This is a genomic window from Kitasatospora sp. NPDC004669, assembly GCF_040609455.1.
Lineage (GTDB): Bacteria > Actinomycetota > Actinomycetes > Streptomycetales > Streptomycetaceae > Kitasatospora.
Map to the genome: position 1 here is coordinate 60,391 of NZ_JBEXKB010000007.1, position 17,435 is coordinate 77,825.

Sequence of the window (17,435 nt, forward strand, 5' to 3'; positions counted from 1 at the left end):
AATCGACATAAGCCATCCCATGGCGCCGATTTTTTGGAAAACGGCCGACGCCGCCCCTAACGTCCTCCGCGAAGTCCGACCAGGCCGCGCCCCGATCCCCGCCGCAGCCCGGCCGCAGAGCATCGAGCCGTCGGACCGCCACCCCCGCCCCCTACCCGAGGACCACTCCCACTTGACCTTCCGCACCTACCAGGGCGATGCCCTGACCCGCCTGACCGAACTCGACCCCGCGACGGTGGACGCCGTCATCACGGACCCGCCGTACAACAGCGGTGGCACCACCGCCAAGGAGCGCACCAGCCGTACCGCGCGCGAGAAGTACACCACCGGAGGCTCCAAGAACGACCTGGCCGACTTCCCCGGCGAGAACAAGGACCAGAGGTCGTATGGCTTCTGGCTCACCCAGCTCATGACCGAGGCGTACCGGGTCACCAAGCCCGGCGGCATGGCGCTGATCTTCACGGATTGGCGACAGTTCCCGGTCTCGAGCGATGCGCTTCAGGCCGGCGGCTGGATCTGGCGCGGCGCGATCAGCTGGCACAAGCCCCAGAGCAGGCCGCAGAAGGGCCGCTTCCGCCAGGACTGCGAGTACATCCTGTGGGGCAGCAAGGGCGCGATCGACGGTGACCGTAATCCCGTCTACCTGCCGGGCCTGTACTCCGCCAGCCAGCCGGCCGGGGCGAAGAGGCAGCACATCACCCAGAAGCCGGTGGAGGTGATGCGCGAACTCGTCAAGATCGCTCCGCCCGGCGGCACCGTCCTCGACTTCTGTATGGGCTCCGGGTCCACCGGCGTGGCAGCCCTGCTGGAGGGGCGCTCGTTCCTGGGGATCGAGATGACCGCCCACTACCGGGATATCGCCGAACAGCGCCTGGCCAAGACCGCCCGCCAGCTCGCCGACACCAGCGAGCACCAGGGCGCCGCCGCGCAGTAGCTGCACCCCACCGCCCCGGCTCGGGCCGGCGCCACCGCTGCCCCGGCCCGAGCCACCAACCCGCACCAGCCACCTGAGGAGAAACCCTGAGCGTCCAGCAGCGCCCCGCCACCGCCGACCCGGAGATGATCGTCTCGCCGGGATACCTGGCCGGCCCCGGTGACCCGGAGGCCGCCCTCGCCGCCTTCCTTGACGAGCACCCGTCCTGGAACCGCTACAGCCACGGCCAGGACACCACGGTCGCCATCCACGAGCAGCTGACCGCCAAGATTGAACTGAACCACGAGGAGACGGACGGGCCGAGGTGGACGATCGCCTCCTACGAGTCGCCGGTCGGGCAACTCGCCTGGCGTGCCAGGTTCTCCGCGCGCACACCGCATGAGGTGGTGACCGCCGTCGCCCGCCGACTCTCCTACGCGCTTGCGCACCCGTCGAACTGGCAGCAGGCCGAGGCGCTTTGGGGGCGGCTGTCCAGGGACATCGCCATCGAAGGTGAGGCGGAAGCCGCAGCCACCTCGTGGAACCGAACCACGACCGAGCACCAGACGTCGTTCAGCTCCTCCGATGGCACGGCCGGCGTCACGATCCGCGCCGTCCAGGGGACCTCCGAGGCGAGGGTGTTCCCGATGTTCACCGTCTGGGGCGGCCCACGCAGCGAGGACCATCCGCGTTGGGAGGCCACCTTCACCCCCTTTACACCGACGACTCTGATCACCGCAGCACTGGGTGAGGTGACCCAGCCGGTCCCGGCGATACGCCGCGCCTCCCAGATCCCGGCCGTACACCGCAGCGACATCCGCAGCGAGCCGCGCCATCGGCCACGGTTCATCGCCGCCCAGAGCCGCAGCGCCGCCACGGTCAGCACCGACCTCAGCCTGCCCGACGACCCCTGGTCCCACGCAGCCGCGCCCACCCGCGCGGCGGGGAGGCAGCCGTGAACGGAACTGACGACGCGACAGAGACGAACACGGTGTCGATCCGCCGGGAGGCGGACGGCCGCATCGTGGCGGTCGGAGGAGACGAGTCGGCACCGCTCATGCTGCAGATCAGGCCGAGGAGTTCGACCACAGCCGCCAGCCGCCCCCTGCTCACCACCGCCCCGGTCCAGCGCTACCGCTCCGACCTCCACTCGGCCTGCCTGCCCCACCTCACCACCGCACCGGTCACCATTCCCGTAGCCGACCGAGCCCAGGCCGCCCGCGCATCCTCACCCGCCGCCTGGGCTGCCGGTGCGAGCACGCCCGTCATCAGCGCACCACCGGCCGCCCAGGCCAACAGCGCCGCGAGCAGCCCCACCGTCCCGGCTCGGGCAGGCCGGTGAACGCAGAGACGACCAAGGAGAACCCCTGGCGAGGGACCGGCCCATCGACATCTCCCCCCGCTACCTGGCCGGATACGAAGGCCCAGGAGCCGTGCTCGACCTCATCAAGGAATGGAGCTGGGGCCACGACTACAACTACGAACTGCAGCAAGGCTTCGCGTGGAGCCCGTGCCACCGCTTCCGCATCGGGTACTACCAAATCGATCCGGGCGCCTCCTGGCGGATCGCTGCCGCCCGCGAGCCCCTGGCCGTGCCCGAGTGGATGGCGGGATTCTCCCGGGACACACCCGCCGAGCTGATCGCCGCCACCGTTCAGACCCTGCGGCACGAGACCCGCGAAGTGGACTGGACCGGCGACGCCCACCCCGCCTTCCAGCCGCCGCACGGACGCGACGACATCACAAACGCCCTGCGCCAGGCAGGCTGGTCACACCACCAAGACGCAGACGGCGTCAAGCACTTCGAATCCAGCGACGGCCTGGCCCGCGCCACCCTGCGCCCCAACGCCGGGCCGCTGGACCTCATGGGACGCTGCAACCTGGCCATCGAAGCCGGACCGGCGGACGCCGGCATCCCCTGGTGGCAGGCCCTGTTCACGACCGGCACCCCATCCGTCGTGACCGACGCCTTCACCCAAGCGCTCACCGACCCGGCCCCGCTGACCCGCGACCCCGACTGGATGGACGAGGAACTCCTCCAGCACGTCAACGCCCGTCCGGACAGTGCCGTCCACCAGGACACCGCCCGACGTAGCGCCGCCGTCACCCGCACCACCGGACACAGCCCCACAGGTGGCCTCGACCCGAGGCCACCTGCTGCTGGGCAGTCCACAGGTTCCGCCAGGCGACGCCCCTGATCCCGGCGTCAGCCTGCCACCGCCCGTCCGGAACCCCGAGCCGCCGGGCACCCTCCCAACCTCTTGAGTAGGAGCCGTATGGCCGTCGATCACGCCACCGTCTTCAACCTCCTCGCGCCGCTGCCCGGCGGGGTCGCGGTCGGGCACCAGCAGCTCGCCCGCCGCGGTGACCTGATCGTCACCGCCGAGCTGGCGAACGGAACACACTTCGGTACCTACAGTGGTATCCGTGTCCGGATCGTCCGCCATGACACCGGGTCCGAACTGGGCTCCAACACCTTCGACTTCGAGAGCCACCGGACGATCCCGCCACGCACCTCGGGGCAGATGCACCCGACGCTGGACAACCTCGACCAGCTCCATAAGAGCGAACACCTCCACCCTGAGCCGATGCGACAGGCCATCACCCAGTACCTCGCGGTCTTCGCGGACTCGCCGCCGGCGCAGGTCAAGGCCCCGTCCCGCGTGCGGATCAACGGACGCGCCGACACCGTCCAGGCCGCCCTGACCAACCCGCCGACGGCGACCTCGGCGACGGCCTCCCCGGCGAAGCCCCGAACGCGCTGACCCCCGCCCCTCGACACCGCGAGGAAGCCAGCCGAGCACACCGCCACCCGCCCCAGCCGCGCCGCAGATGCGTCTGCTTCCTGACCTCGTCATCGTGCCGGCCGCCGATGGCGGCCCGGCCTAATCCCCAAAAGGACACGCGCTGACCCCCGACACACTCGTCACCATCACTCCGGGCCACCTGGCCGGACCAGGCGACGCCGACGCGGCCTTTGCCGACTTCTTCGAGGACTGCCCCACCTGGCAGCGCTACCGGCCGCACGACGAGACCACCCTCGCCGTCCACGATCAGCTCACGGCGAAGATCGAACTCGACCACGAGACGAGGCACGGGCCTCGCTGGACCATCGCGGTCCACGAGTCGCCCATCGGCGAACTTGCCTGGCAGGCACGTTTCTGCACCCGCACGCCGGTCGAGATCGTGATGGCCGTCGCCCACCGCCTGACCGCGGCGCTGAACTCCCCGTCGGCGATGGCCCGCGACGATCTCCTGTGGGGCGCTCACCCCCGCCACGAGGCGATTCGTTACGCACTTGAGGCGGCCGACCAGCCGTGGCAGCAGGATCCCGCCAACCCCGCCCGCTAGCACCGCGACGACCGCACCGCAGGCATCCAGCTACCGGTCGACGACGGCCTGCACGTCTCCCCGACGGCAACCCCAATCGCAATCTGGGGCGGGCCACGCGGATACACCGAAGCCCGATGGGAAGCCCGCTTCACCCTCCATACCCCGACCGCACTGATCACCGCGGCACTCGACGAGGTCGTCGAGCCGCTGCCCGCCACCCGCCTGTACGGCCAGGTGCCCGCCCCCAACCTGACCCAGGCCCGCATCGAAGCGCGACGCCCTCGGCCCGCTGCCGCAGTCACCCTCGGCCAACGCGCCCGCATCGCCAACGCAAATCGACCGACCACCGCAGCCCCGGTCGCCACACCCATCCCGGCCACCGCCCGCAGCCGCCGCACCCGCTGACCGCCCACCAGCTCGGCCCCGGGTGCCGATTCCCGACGAACGGAGCAGACCTGAGCAGGCACGACACCACCCCCACCGACCCGATCCACACCATCGAACGGATCGCCCGCGCCGCCAGCCACCCCCACGCCCAGCAAATCATGATCCGCAGCCTCCTCGACACCCCCGGCTCGTACGCCGCCCTCGCCGCGGCCGTGCACCGCGACGACCTGCGCGCCACCGCCTTCCAAGCCACCCGAAGCCTGATCGAGCAGACAATCGACGCCGGCCAGCCCTGGCCCACAGAAGCCGCCCGCTGGCTGAGCCTCGCCGACGCCGGCTGGGCCACCAGCGCCGCCTTCTGCAACCAGATTGCCTGGTACGCCCGCACCCGCCACAACAGCGCCACCACCTACCTGACCGGCACCAGCCACCTGCTGCATCCAGGGACGGACCGCACCTACGCAAGGGCCCTCGTCCACCTCCAACTGGTCGCCCTGCGATACGACTTCCGGTGCCGCAGCATCCAGAAGATCCTCGACCAGGCTCCCGAAGCCCAGCGCAACCAGTGGGATCCCTACACCCGTGCCCTGCACGCCTTCGCCCTGCTCGGCCAATCCCACCTGGCAGGGCTACCCACAGCCCAGCGCAGCCTGGAGGAGGCCGGCGACAACCTTCAGGTCTGCCACGCACTCCTGCACGGCCTCTGGCTCGGCACCGACCTTCCCGACCAAGCCGAACACATCCTCCGCCTCGCCGCCCGACCCGTCTTCGACCGCGGTGACCCCGTCATGCTGCTGCGCACCGCCGGCGCTCTGCGAGCCCTCGGCCGACGGCAAGAAGCCCTGACTGCCATCGACGAGGCGATGGAGGCGCTCGACCCCAACGCACCGGAGTTCCACGCCGACCTGGTCCGCGAACGCGCACTGATCACCGGACTGCCCAGGCACGCAGGAACCGGCCCCGCCCGCTGAACCAGTCGTCCCAGCGGATTCGTCCGCGTCCGCCGACAGCCCGCGCCGCCCCGTGTCGGGCACAGCGAAGGCCGGCAGCGGACACGGACGTCCGCCGCCGGCCTGGGCCGTGGGGGCTATGCGGCGTAACTGGCCTCGAACAGCTCGTGCGCCCGCGCCAGATCCTCCACGGACCTGATCCGGACTTCCAGCGACCCGGTGCCGTGGTGGCCGATCTCGCGGACGTCCCGGGTCCATCCCTCGACCAGCTCCACCGCCGACGGGTCGACCTTCAGGAAGACCAGCAGCGCGTGCTCACGCGGAAGCACCTTCACGCACGCGAAGTTGCTCGAGCGCCGGTAGGCGAAGTACTCCTGCAGCGGCACGCTGTGCACGTCACCGAGAGCCAGCAGCCGAGCATCCAAGTCGGCATAGAGGTCCTGCAGCGACTGCGGAGCCTGCCCGAGCTTCTCCGTCACGGTCTTCGCCTTTGCCGAAGGCGCCGAGGCGTTGGGCGAACAACTGCTCCGAGCGGACGGCGCATCGGCAGCCCCGGCAACCGTGACCAGCGATTCCAGCGCGAGGAGCCCGTCACCGAAACTCGTGTAACGGACCAAGTCCACGCGTCGCCCGACCTCCTGCGCGGCATGGGCGTCGTACCGCGTGAAATCGCCGGCAATACAGATCAGGCGAGGACTGCTCCAATCAACCCGGGCCGCTACCTCGATGCCGAGTCGCTTGGCGACCAGCGCCTCGAACTCCGACGTGTGGTCCCTCAGCCATGCGAGATAGTAAAGCCCCTGGGTCAGAATGCTCTCACCACGGGTGCGCTTGTACTCGACGATGACGGGCGAGAAGTCCTCATCCAAACCCAGCGAGTCGATCCGTCCGGCATGCCGGGCACCGGTGTAGTACTCCGATGCCAAAAACCGCACGCCGAGCAGCCCTTCCATGTTCCGCTCGATATAGCTCTGGAGATGCCGCTCCAGAGCCACCGTGGCACCGGCCAGCTCGACAGCCTTACCATCGACGTCCTTGAACAGCTTCAGACCAGCCGCCGCCACCAGCTCCCCCTCGTACCTCCGACCCCCACCTTCGAGGGCCGGGCCGCACAGGATATGTGCACACTTGTGGAGGTGGAAGCCTTTGTTGCGTATATCCCAATTTCCGGCGGGCGGGAATAGGCTGCCAGGGAATGCCGGAGCGATTTCAGGCGCGTTGACGTCTGGCCTGTTCTTCGTCTTCGCCGTGGTCGCGGTCTTCCTCCGCTAAGCCTCGCCGTGGCCGTGGGCGGTGGTGCGGGTCATTCGTGAGCAAGGTCAGGATGTCGGTGACGCGTTGGGTGTCCCCGGCTTAACATGCACCCGGTGGTGCACATTCTTCGGCAGCGGCCCTTGGCCGCGCCGACTGGCTCTCTCGAAGGGACTTGCCGTCTGATGGACGCTCGGCCTGAAGCCCGGACCTACTCCATGCACCTGTACGACCGGTACTTCCGGGTGCTGGCCTCGGGAAAGAAGAACATTGAAGTCAGGGTCCTCTATCCCAAGTTCAGTGAGCTGGCGTCTGGTGACTTCATCCGGTTCGACAGTGAGGCCGGCGTGTGCCTCGCGCGGGTCAAGAGGGCGACCGCGTATGAGTCGTTCGACCAGCTGCTCGATGCGGAGGAGCCCGCGAGGATTGATCCCGAGGCGTCGCGACAGCAGCAACTCGTCAACCTCCGGCGGATCTATAGCCCGGAGAAGGAGGCGCTGGGCGTGCTGGCGATCGAAGTCGAGTTGACCTGATCTCGTGCCCGTCAGCGCCCACCGGCTGTTTGCCGAGCACCGAGCAGGCCAGCGCCTGCCGCCTAGAAGATGATCAATTCCAAGGGATGCCTGCGGAGGGTTTGGGGTGGGCGGCGGCCGAAGCCACCGCGAGACGGTCAGGCGGTGGGCTGCCGGCCCTGGTTGTCGAGGTGGCAGCGGGCGGTCAGGCGTCAGGGTCGACTTCGGGGTGCGTAAACCGCACGGGCTTGCCCAGCGACCGGGCGTAGGCGATTTCGGCCCGGGTGCTGTCTCCGATGTAGTCGCCGACTACGAGCACCTCATCGGCGAGCCGGATCTTCGCCCGGTGCAGATCGTCGAGTTGAACCTTCAGCGCCTCGGCCTCGACAGGATCGGACCAAAGTTCGTGCGGCGACTTCATGTCACAGCCCGGTTTGACGACAATCTTTCCGGCTTTGGTCTCCCGCAGATCGGCCTCGTTCATCTCGGTCATGAAGCGGGTGGAGCCGCAGATCACGACGATACGCGGGAGGCTCAACAGCTTCTTCGCGTCGGCGAGCTTCTCCTCGGGGGTGAGCAGTTGCGGGTATGACACTGGGTCCTCCTGGTGGTGCGGTCCAAGGGGTGCCTGCGGAGACGAGAACGAGGGTGCCGCGGGAGCGTGTCAAGAAGGGGCACTGACACGCCCGTCGGCCGCTCTCATCCGAAGATGGCGTCCCTTGCGGCGCGGGCGAGTACTCCCTGTGCCGTGTACGGGATGCCGAGCCGGTTCCAGTGGAAGATCACGTGGTAGGCGAGGACACGGCGCAGACCGCGGTCGAGCGCGCCTGCTCGGGCATCGGCGCCGAGTGTGGTCCCGGCCTGGCGGAATGCGTCCGCCCAGGGTGCGGCGAATGCGGCAGGGCCTTGGTGGTGGAACAGCGGGCCGTCCGGTTCGGTGTCGGCGAGGAGCAACTGCCTAATCTGTTCCACCGTTCGGGGCAGCTGGTCCAGCGGCACATGGTCCGGGAGTGGGCGTTCGTGGCTGACGTGTTGCCAGACGTCGCCCATCTCGTACCACTCCAGCCCGGCGGCGTGGAACATCGTGGTGCACAGCAGCACGGACAGTTCGCGGCGGCCGAGCGGCCAGGGCTCGAATGCAGAGTGGTGGAGGATGGCGCGGCTGTCGGCGTGGAATAGGCGGTGCGCGATGGCCATTGCGTGGTCGCCGCCGAACGCGAAGGTTTCCGGCTCGTACAGGCCCGTCCACCAGCGGGCCGCTCCGCTGGCGGTGAGGACGTCGAGTGCGGCGGTCACGGTGGCGGGTGCGTCGCTGTGGTGTGGGTCGTGGTGGAGGCGGAGTCGCCAGCAGGGGTGCTTGCGGATGATCCACCAGGTCGTGCCTGCGGCTTCGGCGGCGTGGAGCGCGGGTGCGAGGTGCTGGGCGGCGATGGCTTCGGCAGCGGGCCAGTTGGTGAACTGGATGTACGCCTGCCAGCAGGTGGCGGCGGTCTGCTGGCGGAGGGCGTCCCGGCCGGCCTGCTGGTAGGTCTCGGCGGCGGCGGCCAGCTGGTGCGGGTCGAGTCCGGCAGCGGCAGCCGCGTCGGTGACGGGTGTCCCGGCGAGGACGCACCAGACCGCGGCTTCGACCCGCGCGGGATCGGTCGGCGGCGCGAGGGGCTGTTCGGGGAGGGTGGTCAGTCGATCAGCAGGCATGCGTCCCATCCGGTGGCGGGTGGCTGGTTCGTGGTGTGGGTGGCCAGGGCGAGCGCGGTTCCAGCCCGGCCGTTCAGGAAGCCGTCGCCGTGGGCGGTGTCGGCGGCTTGGCGTAGCTGCTCGCCCAGGACGGGCAGCATCCGGGGCAGGTCGGGGGTGGTGGCGTCCTGGGCAGCGCGCCAGAGGGTCTGGTAGAGCCCGGACCAGCCGTGGCACAGCCCGGGGTCGGTGATCTGCTGGAGCTGGGTGGGGTCGGCCGCGCAGTCGGCGAGCGCGCGTTCGTAGCCGCGTTGCTGTTGTTCGTCGCCGAGCGCGAGGGCGGCGAGCTGTCCGGCGCGGGCGATGCCGGGGGTGCCGTAGCACCAGCTCGGCCGGCCGGGGCGCGACTGCTTGGGACGCCCGGCGGTGATCTCCGCTGTGGTGACGGTCTCGGGCCACCACGCCCCCGCCGGGCCGTGCTGCTGCCACAGGTCCAGCCAGGCGCAGACGGTCCGGATGGCGTCGAGCTGGCCCGGCACGGTCATCCCTTGGCAGGCGGCTTGGGAGAGCAGCAGCAGCGGACCCGTGATGCCGTGGGCTGCGCCGAGGTTGAGGTGCTGGGGGCCGTGGTACGCGCCGTCGTGCCAGCGTGGACCGTGGCCGACCCACCAGCCTGGCAGCCGCTGCCCCTGGTAGTTCAGGGGGCGGGTAAGCGCGACTAGGTAGGTCAGGACGTGTTCGAGGGCCGCGCTGCCCGGTTGGGTGCGCAGCAGCAGCGCGCCGATGCCGGTGAGCCCGTACAGCAGGTCGTACTCGTGGAAGCGCGGGGGCTGTCCGGAGGTGATGCGGGCCAGGCCGGCATGGGCGCGCTGGTGGGCGATGTCGCGGACGTGATGGTCCAGCACGGTGCGGGCGGTCTGGAAGCGCTGAGGCGGGTCGGTGGCGGCGTGCAGGACGAACGCGACCGCTGGTACGCCGAGGAACAGTCCTGCGCTCGGGCTGCCGTTCAGCTGGTGGGCGGTGGCTCGAGTGATCCAGGCGTGTGCCTGCTTCCAGTCGCCGTGGCCGGTGCGGGCGCGCTCGATGTGCAGCAGCGCTGTCCCGGCGGCCCCGCTGTCGAGGCTCTGCGCGGCCCAGGCTTGCTCGTCCTCGGTGGCGGCGCTGGTGGCCGTCACGCCAGCCTCCGGGCGGTCCCGGCCAGCGCGCAGGCCCGCGCCAGGCGCTCGGTGGTGCGCTCGCGGGTGCGGTCGGCGGTTACCGCGCGCAGGTGGTGCTCGTGCAGCAGGGAACGCAGCACCGGTGCGGGGTCTCGGTGTTGCTGGTCGAGGTGGGTGCGGTAGGCGGTGAGGGCGGCGGCGCGGTGCCGCCAGGTGTCGGCGATCAGGTCCCCGCCCGGCAGGTCGCGAAGGGCGGGTGACGGCCCGTTCGGGCTGGCCAGGTGTTCGGCGGCCTCTCGTAGTTCCGCGTCGAGGGGGCCGGTGTGGCGGGGCAGCACCTCGCACAGCAGCCGCAAGCCCTCCGTCGGGGCGAGCGCGGTGGCGATGTCGGCCATGCTGGCGGCGGCGAGTGCCTGCGCGGGGGTGTCGGACGTCTGTGCGGTGTGGATCTGGGCGAGGGCGGCGGTACTGTCGGCGGCGAAGATGGCATGCGCGGCGTCCAGCGCCGGGCCGTGCCCGTATCGGCCGGCCAGGGGCTGGTAGCCCGTCAGGGCCAGCTGAGCGAGGAGCCGCTGGTCACGAAGCCGTGCCGCCCACCCGCCGATGCCGTCCAGCGCGTCACGGTGGTGCTGCTGCGGTAGACGGACGAACAGGGCAAGGTGCTGGTCGGCGTCGGGGCGAGCGGTCTCGTTGTGCCGCTGGAACCACCACTCGGCTTCGGGGCCGAGGCTTTCCAGGAGCACGGGCAGGTGCTGGGTCAGGATCTCGTCAAAGCGGTCCGGGTGCCCGGCCAGCCGTGCGTGCAGAACGCCGCCGTCCGCTGGGAGTTGGAGCGGGCCCGCAGTGGCCACGGGCCGTGCCGGGGCCAGCTTCGTCCGCGCCGGGGTGGTGGGTTGGTGGTGGAGCGCGAGAAGGACTTCGTGAGGCCGGCCGAGCCAGCCGAACGCCTTCGGGTCGGGGGCGCGCCGCAGCTCGACCGGTTCCGTGGCGCGGGCGAGCCGTGAGCGAAGGAGCTGCCGGTCCACGGGGTGGGTGAGGTCGAGCGGGAGCCGCTGCTCGCCTTCCACGAGCGCGACGCGGTCCGGCATCCGCCAGCGTGCCTGCCACGCGGCCAGGGCCTCGTCCCATGCTGCGGCTGGGGCCGAGGTGGCGGGTACGGCGGTGGGTGGCAGAAGCCATCGGGGCTGGGCGAGGAGCGTGCGCCGGTAGCGGACGCCGGGCAGGAACGGCATCTTCGCGGCGGTGCCGAAGTCGAACGCGATGTAGACCTGGCAGCGCGCGGTGGTCAGCTCGGCAAGGAACCGGGCCAGCGGCGGCGTGTGCCGCTCGGCCTCCAAGGCGTGCAGGACCCGCGGCTCGAGTTCACGGCCGGTGGACAGCTCCACCAGGTGGAACCGGTGGGCGTCGATGGTCACGCCGAGACCTGCCACCGCCAGCACGCCAGGCCCGCTCGGTAGGTGGTCTCCGAGGGGGATGACCTGCGGCAGTAACTGAGGGCAGCGCACAAGCATGTCGTCGCGGCGTCGGCGCGGGGCGAAGGACAGCTGAACCGCGGTGGCGGCGGTGCCGGTCGTGAAGCTGTCCGCCCACAGCTGCCGCTCATGCTGGTCAAACAGGTGGCTGAACCGGCCGGCCATGCTGCTGGCGGGGCGGGGAGCACCGGTGATGGCGAGCTCGAATCGCCCACGGTCCAAATTCGCCAGGGTCGGCGCGTGGACCTCGAAGCACACCTCGATCCGGCCCGGCGGTACGGGTTCGTCCTGCCAGTCGGCAAGGTCCCTGATCACGGAGTCCGTCAGCACGATCTCATCCGTGCCGTCCACCATCGCCTGCTGGATCAGCGCCAGCACCGTCTTGTCGCGGTCGGTGACCGGGCGCGGGGCGCTGCGCCGGGATGAGCCGAGGAAATCGGCCGGCAGGCCGAGTCCGCTGTCGGCGGTCAGCTCCAGCACCGGGACGACCGCGCCGACGCCGTACCGGTCGCGGAACCGGAAGAAGTAGTCCCGCCATCGCGCGGGGCCGTAGGGGTGCGCGGAGGTGCGGACCAGGGCGGCGGCAGCGCCCTCGGCTTCGCGGACCACCGCGGCGGGAAGCCGCACCTGCGCATCAAGGCGGACATCTGCCATCACGGGCACGGTGTCGCCCTGGTGCACCGCCCGCATCCGCTCCACCACGACCGTGGGTGCTGTGTCGGGCTCGCGCAGCGCGGCCTTGGCGTGCCTCAGCTCGGCGGCCAGGTCGGCGACTTCGGGAAGGTCGTCAGCGTGGGCGGCGTCCAGGACATGGCACACGTGGCCGAGCGCGTCCGCGCTGGTCATTGGTGGCCACAGGGCCGTCACCAAGTACTGCTGCTCGACCAGCCCGGTCAGCAGGGCGTCCAGCCGCTCCCGACGCACCGTCGGGTAGCGGTCGGCCAGCGCATCCCGGACCGACCAGTAGGGCACCGGGTGGGCCCCGGCGAGTTCCAGCGCGAGCCGCACGGGCGCGGTGGCGCGCACGGACACATCGACGGGCGGCATCAGCAGGGCGTCGCTGCCTGCGGGGACGCCGGGCGTCACGATGCGGTCCCCGCGCACGGTGGCGGTGTTGTTCGCCAGGACCGGCAGCCGTTCCAGCAGGCGGGGCGTGCTCTCCAGCCGGGCGATGATCCCGGCGAGCCAGCCCCCGTCCGCGCGCACAACGCGCTCGTGGTGCTGCCCCCACACGGCGGCGGCGCTGCCGCCGCCGATCTCGAGGCCGGTGACGCCCGCGAAGTCGCCGAACGGGGTCGGCCGGCGCTGCCAGCGTGCCAGGTAGGTGGCGAGGGACAGCACGAGGCGGTGGACGCGCCGAGGGTTGCCCGCGCCTTGAGTTGCGCGCTCGATCTGCTGGCCGAGCACGGGGCTGGCCAGCAGCACGCTTGTCCGGACCTCAGGGCAGTTCCACACCGTCGCGAGCCAGTGCCTGGCCTGCTCGGTGGCGTTCTTCGCGGCCGGATCGGGGGCGGCCGGTAGTTCCAGGCCGGCCGGGTAGGTGCTGGCGCGCAGCATGGCCGCGCCGCTTGCCCGGTAGACCGGTATCGCCTTGCTCAAGGGTTCCCCTCCTGCTCTCCGGATGGCGGCTGTTGCCCAGGGTGGCGTGGGTGGGCCGAAGGGGAGTCCTTCGGCCCACCCGTGCACGCCTCTCTCAGCTGGGCCGGAGAGGTTCTAGATCGCCGAGGGGCAGGCGCTGGCACCGGTGGAGCAGGTGGTGCCGCAGCCGTCGCCGGTGGAGCACATGAGCTTCCCGCTCGGGTGCGCGGCGACCACGACCTTGACGTCCAGGTCGAACAGCTCGTCCTCGCTGGTCGCGGACTCGGTCAGCAGAGCAGCCGTCATGGGTGTTCACACTCCTTGATCGGTGGGGTGGTACAGGACGCCTGGTCTGCGGCCGTTAGGCCGCGGGCCAGGAGATCGTGATCCGGCTGTTGCGCTTGTTCACGACGCGCTCGCCGGACAGCTGGTCGTCTTCGGTGCCGGCCGGATAGACGGCGAAGGCCGGACCGGGGCCGCCGCGCTGCTCGCGGTCCCACGAGCGGATGTGGTCGGCGACCTGTTCGGCCAGCTCGGCGGCCTGCGTGCCCAGAGCGTGAACGCCCAGCTCCACGCCCCCATCGTCGCCTTCGAGGCGCCGCCAGGTGACGTAGCCGAAGGAGTTGCCCGCGACCGCGGCCATGGAGAACCACTTGTTCGCGGGGGCGACGATGCCGGTGTCCAGGTCGTCGCGGACGGCCATGGTGCAGAACCCGTCCAGCTTCGTGGCCAGCCACAGCTGCAAGGTGTCGAACGGCTGCTGCCGCCCGATGGTCACCCCGGTCCACGTCTCGACCCTGGGCGTCTTCACGGCGTTGTCGAGGTCGCTGGGATCGCCCATGACCTCGTCGTCGAACTTGAGACCGATCTCCTCGGTCCCCGTCGGCAGCAGCACCTGGGTGTGGTGCTCGTCCTCGCCCTGCATCGGCACGAAGCCGCACACCCGCACCGACTCGCTCTCCAACCGGGAGCCGCGGCGAACGAAGGCGATCGAGCGGGTCAGTCCGCGCACGCGAAGTGGCACCACGAGGCGGCCACCTTCGGCGAGCTGGTCGCGCCAGGCAGGTGCGATGTCCCATGCCCCGGCCGTGACAAGGATCGCGTCGAACGGCGCACGGTCGGCGATCCCCACTGCCGCGTCCCCGGTCACCACCTGGACGCCTGTGTAACCGTGCTGCTTGAGGAGCCGCTGCGCCCGCTCGGTGACGTCCGGGTCGATGTCCATCGTGGTGACCTGGCCGTCCTCGCCGACCAGTTCCGCGATGAGCGCGGCGTTGTAGCCGCCCGAGCCGATCTCCAGGACCCTCATGCTGGGGCCGATGCCGCCCTGTTCCAGCATGAATGCCTGGATCTGCGGGGCGGACACCGAACTCATCGCGACGCCGTGCTCGCTGCTCTTCGTCACCACGGCGTCGTAGGCGGCGTAGGCCCTCTCCAGCGGCGCTTCGGGGGTGAACTCGTGGCGAGGCACCTTTCGCAGCGCGGCCTCCACCGCGGGCGAGGTGAGGTCCCCGGAGCGCTTCAGCTCGCTGATCATCTGCCCACGCAGCTGCTCGGGAGTGATTTCGGGGCTGATGGCCGCCTCCACTGTGTTTGTCATGCGGGCTTCTCTCTCATGCGATGATCGTTTCAACTCACCAGTGAGGGCGGCGAGTTGGATGGGACAGCCTAGGGGGTGTCACTGTCAGCTGCTCGCCATCCGGCTACGGGTGCACGGAGATGCTCCTGACCGTCGGTGACGGACTGTCAGGATGGCGTGGCAGGGTGGCACGGGAGTCCCCCAGGGCGGTCGGTAGTTGAGAGGATGCTCACCGTAAACAGCGGCCTGCGCCCGGTTCTCCAGGGTTTCCGGCCAATCCGCAGTGCGCCCGGGGCGCAGGTCACCCGATCCGGCCACATTCGTCCGATCCGGCCCCCGGCCCGCGCCGGGCCGCTGCGGTGGTGGTGAGCAGCATCGGAGCCATCCCGGCGGTGGCCGCAGGCCAGTCTGGGATATCGGCCAGAACTCGTCCCCAAAATGGGGATGTCCCCCCGTGCCTGGCCGAATGGGTGAAGGGCCATCAGGTGTGGCGTCGAAGAGCTTGATGGCGCCGTGCGGCGTGCTCAGGGCCCTGCGCGCCAGCTTGCCGACCTGTCATGAGGTGGCTGACGAGTGCCAGCTATCCGGCGCTCGGCGTCTGCTGTTCCACCTCATCGAACTCCCCATCGGCGGCGCCAAGCTGGAACTTCTCCCACTCGCTGGGGGTGTAGATCAGGAAGGGGGCGCTGTGGTCCGCGCCATGGCGCATCAACACGTAGCCATCGCTAAGGAAGGCGACCTGTGGCCCCTCTGTGTCGCCAGGCGCGCCGTACCAGGTCAGGGTGGCCAACTCCTCCTCGGCAACCACCCTCTTCACCACCCCTGCGGTCTCGGGCCGCTGGGTCTCGCTCATCTCGTCCTCCATCGGTACCGGCATCCGATCATCGGCTGGCCTCCTGCCCGGTGGCGCGACCCAGGCGCCAGGTCAGCTCTTCGTCGTCCGTGTGCTGACAGCCGGGCCGACCAGGGGCCGGGGCCATGCCCTGTACCGCCTGCGGGGAGGTGATGTAGATGGTGGAGGTCGGCCAGGTGTTCACCAGCCGCATCTTTGCAGATGCCGGGGACTCCGTTGCCCAATTCCGGGACCGCTCCGAAGCGCGGACCGTGACCTGCAGCAACATGGGGGCCGTTGCGACTGTCCTGACCGGTCTCTGCTGCGCAGCCGAATTGGGCAACAGAGTCGCCGGGCCATGCGTGGTCGAGGGTTGGACGTGGACCTGATGCTCCCTGCCTGATACGAAAATCTCCGTTCCAGCCTGTGGTTGCTGTTCGCGCCGGACCAGTCTGGGTCACTACTGTGGTCGCGCGAAGGGCATATGCGCTCGCACGGGGCCTCCGCGGGTCGGAGGGAGCCTGCCTTCGACTGGCACTGGCTGCGACGGCGGAGGAACAAGCAGGCCCCGTGAGGCACGACGAACACGGCGATCAGGCGGGCGGGAGCCCGATAGGCGGGCACCTGTCGCTCTGGCGGGCCCGCCGGGCGGTCAGCGTCGACGAGCTCGCCGCGCGGACCGGGATCTCCCCGGGCCGCCTCGCGGACCTCGAAGGCGGCCGGGACTGGGTGGACCGCCGTCGCGACCTGGCTGCTCTGACAGGGGCCCTGCGGCTGGACGCTGCCGATCTGACCGGACAGCCCTATCCACCGACGGGTGGCGGCGAGCACGCGCTGGTGCGTTCCGTCGCCTTCCAGCTGCGGCGCGAACTCGCCGAGACGGGCCCGACACAGCCGACCGGCTCGGTGGAGGACCTCGACGCCCGAATGGGGCTGGTGCTGGCGGCCGAAGCGGCAGGGGACGAGCACGCGCTGGCCCTCGCGTTGCCGGGCCTGATGCGGCTGGGCGACACCGTCACCGCGACCGCGCCGGCCGCCGCCCGGCAGCGGGCGGGCGAGTTGCGAGTGCGCGGGCACGTCGCGGCGGCCGGGCTGCTGCGGCGCGTCGGTTACCGGGATCTGGCCTGGATGCTGCTGCACCGGGCCCGCCCCGGCGGGCCGGAGCCGGTGTCGGTCCTGGTCGAGGAGGCTCGGCTGCTGATCGACATGGGGCTGCCGGAATACGCGCTCGCCAGGGTCGAGCGGGCTCAGGATGCCGGTGGCGATGCCGGCCTGGTGCTGCTGGAAGCGGTGGCGAACGCGGCGGCTGGGCGGCGGGAGGCGGCCGACCGGCTGCTTGAGCAAGCGGCCGGGCGGGCCCAGGACGTTCAGGCACGCTCGGCGGTGAAGGCGGCTTACGTCCAGGTCGCGGCGGAGACGGCAGCCGCGGTCGAGGTGGTCGAGCATGCCCGGTCGGCGGATCTGGACGCCTTGGAGGCGGCCGGGCGGGCCCGGCTGTTGGTGACCGCCGCATCCGCTCACGCGCGGCTCGGCCAGGAGGACACGGCGGCCGGCCTGCTGGTCCAGGCCGAGGCCCTGGCGCCGTTGCGGGTCCGCCTGTCCCCGTTCGCCCGCGAGTTGCTGGCCGTCCTGCCCGCCCGCACCGGCGACCGGGCGGCAGCGGAGGCGGTCCGCCAGATCGCCGGTCGGGCCGGGATGTGATGAGTCTGAGCTGCCTGGTTCCGGCAAACCTGTTCTGACGGGCCGGCAGTCGCCCTACGCTACGGCTTGGTCACCGGAACTGTGAGGGTGGGGCGC

At 70.7% G+C, this 17,435-nt stretch carries 19 protein-coding genes; 10 read left to right on the forward strand and 9 right to left on the reverse strand.

The window, feature by feature from the left end:
- The first annotated feature begins 172 nt into the window (after window positions 1-172).
- The 8 genes from ABZW30_RS08330 to ABZW30_RS08365 all read left to right on the forward strand — a co-directional run bounded on the left by ABZW30_RS08330 (window position 173) and on the right by ABZW30_RS08365 (window position 5,604).
- The gene (locus ABZW30_RS08330) at window positions 173-934 is read left to right on the forward strand and encodes a site-specific DNA-methyltransferase (protein WP_355670239.1); all 762 of its coding nucleotides are present in this window, start codon (window positions 173-175) and stop codon (window positions 932-934) included.
- A gap of 125 nt (window positions 935-1,059) precedes the next feature.
- Window positions 1,060-1,872 carry a DUF317 domain-containing protein gene (locus ABZW30_RS08335; protein WP_355670240.1) on the forward strand — a complete coding sequence of 271 codons (813 nt, stop codon included), beginning with the start codon at window positions 1,060-1,062 and terminating at the stop codon, window positions 1,870-1,872.
- The gene (locus ABZW30_RS08340; protein WP_355670241.1) at window positions 1,869-2,255 is read left to right on the forward strand and encodes a hypothetical protein; all 387 of its coding nucleotides are present in this window, start codon (window positions 1,869-1,871) and stop codon (window positions 2,253-2,255) included. Before ABZW30_RS08335 ends, ABZW30_RS08340 begins: the two co-directional genes overlap by 4 nt.
- A gap of 91 nt (window positions 2,256-2,346) precedes the next feature.
- The gene (locus ABZW30_RS08345; protein ID WP_355670242.1) at window positions 2,347-3,111 is read left to right on the forward strand and encodes a DUF317 domain-containing protein; all 765 of its coding nucleotides are present in this window, start codon (window positions 2,347-2,349) and stop codon (window positions 3,109-3,111) included.
- 78 nt (window positions 3,112-3,189) lie between these two features.
- Window positions 3,190-3,678: a hypothetical protein gene (locus ABZW30_RS08350; protein WP_355670243.1), complete on the forward strand. Its 489-nt coding sequence runs from the start codon at window positions 3,190-3,192 to the stop codon at window positions 3,676-3,678.
- Window positions 3,679-3,982: 304 nt separating this feature from the next.
- Window positions 3,983-4,264, forward strand: a complete 282-nt coding sequence (locus tag ABZW30_RS08355) for a DUF317 domain-containing protein (RefSeq protein ID WP_355670356.1) — start codon at window positions 3,983-3,985, stop codon at window positions 4,262-4,264.
- Window positions 4,265-4,345: 81 nt separating this feature from the next.
- Window positions 4,346-4,651 (forward strand): DUF317 domain-containing protein, encoded by a 306-nt coding sequence (locus tag ABZW30_RS08360; protein WP_355670357.1) that lies wholly within the window; start codon window positions 4,346-4,348, stop codon window positions 4,649-4,651.
- A 140-nt stretch (window positions 4,652-4,791) separates the two neighbouring features.
- The gene (locus ABZW30_RS08365; protein WP_355670244.1) at window positions 4,792-5,604 is read left to right on the forward strand and encodes a hypothetical protein; all 813 of its coding nucleotides are present in this window, start codon (window positions 4,792-4,794) and stop codon (window positions 5,602-5,604) included.
- Between the two features lie 116 nt (window positions 5,605-5,720).
- On the opposite strand, the gene ABZW30_RS08370 is transcribed toward ABZW30_RS08365, so the two are convergent.
- Window positions 5,721-6,647 (reverse strand): DUF5655 domain-containing protein, encoded by a 927-nt coding sequence (locus ABZW30_RS08370; protein WP_355670245.1) that lies wholly within the window; start codon window positions 6,645-6,647, stop codon window positions 5,721-5,723.
- A gap of 405 nt (window positions 6,648-7,052) precedes the next feature.
- On the opposite strand from ABZW30_RS08370, the gene ABZW30_RS08375 reads away from it, so the two are divergent.
- A complete protein-coding gene (locus ABZW30_RS08375) occupies window positions 7,053-7,367 on the forward strand; it encodes an ASCH domain-containing protein (RefSeq protein WP_355670246.1) in 315 nt (104 codons plus the stop codon).
- A 184-nt stretch (window positions 7,368-7,551) separates the two neighbouring features.
- Here ABZW30_RS08375 and ABZW30_RS08380 read toward each other — a convergent pair whose 3' ends face one another.
- From ABZW30_RS08380 to ABZW30_RS08415, 8 genes are all read right to left on the reverse strand, one after another.
- On the reverse strand, window positions 7,552-7,941 hold the full coding sequence (locus ABZW30_RS08380; protein ID WP_355670247.1) for a hypothetical protein: 390 nt from the start codon (window positions 7,939-7,941) through the stop codon (window positions 7,552-7,554).
- A gap of 104 nt (window positions 7,942-8,045) precedes the next feature.
- Window positions 8,046-9,041, reverse strand: a complete 996-nt coding sequence (locus ABZW30_RS08385; protein WP_355670248.1) for a thiopeptide-type bacteriocin biosynthesis protein — start codon at window positions 9,039-9,041, stop codon at window positions 8,046-8,048.
- Window positions 9,023-10,195 (reverse strand): lanthionine synthetase C family protein, encoded by a 1,173-nt coding sequence (locus ABZW30_RS08390; protein ID WP_355670249.1) that lies wholly within the window; start codon window positions 10,193-10,195, stop codon window positions 9,023-9,025. The genes ABZW30_RS08385 and ABZW30_RS08390 overlap by 19 nt, the downstream gene beginning before the upstream one ends.
- A complete protein-coding gene (locus tag ABZW30_RS08395; RefSeq protein WP_355670250.1) occupies window positions 10,192-13,248 on the reverse strand; it encodes a lantibiotic dehydratase in 3,057 nt (1,018 codons plus the stop codon). Before ABZW30_RS08395 ends, ABZW30_RS08390 begins: the two co-directional genes overlap by 4 nt.
- 114 nt (window positions 13,249-13,362) lie before the next feature.
- A complete protein-coding gene (locus tag ABZW30_RS08400; protein ID WP_355670251.1) occupies window positions 13,363-13,533 on the reverse strand; it encodes an FxLD family lanthipeptide in 171 nt (56 codons plus the stop codon).
- Between the two features lie 55 nt (window positions 13,534-13,588).
- On the reverse strand, window positions 13,589-14,827 hold the full coding sequence (fxlM, locus tag ABZW30_RS08405) for a methyltransferase, FxLD system (RefSeq protein ID WP_355670252.1): 1,239 nt from the start codon (window positions 14,825-14,827) through the stop codon (window positions 13,589-13,591).
- A gap of 559 nt (window positions 14,828-15,386) precedes the next feature.
- Window positions 15,387-15,659 carry a DUF397 domain-containing protein gene (locus ABZW30_RS08410; protein ID WP_355670253.1) on the reverse strand — a complete coding sequence of 91 codons (273 nt, stop codon included), beginning with the start codon at window positions 15,657-15,659 and terminating at the stop codon, window positions 15,387-15,389.
- A gap of 28 nt (window positions 15,660-15,687) precedes the next feature.
- Entirely contained in the window at window positions 15,688-15,843 is a 156-nt protein-coding gene (locus ABZW30_RS08415) for a hypothetical protein (protein WP_355670254.1), read from the reverse strand.
- Window positions 15,844-16,208: 365 nt separating this feature from the next.
- On the opposite strand from ABZW30_RS08415, the gene ABZW30_RS08420 reads away from it, so the two are divergent.
- Complete coding sequence (locus ABZW30_RS08420; protein WP_355670255.1) at window positions 16,209-17,339, forward strand: helix-turn-helix transcriptional regulator; 1,131 nt, start codon at window positions 16,209-16,211, stop codon at window positions 17,337-17,339.
- Window positions 17,340-17,435: the final 96 nt, after the last annotated feature.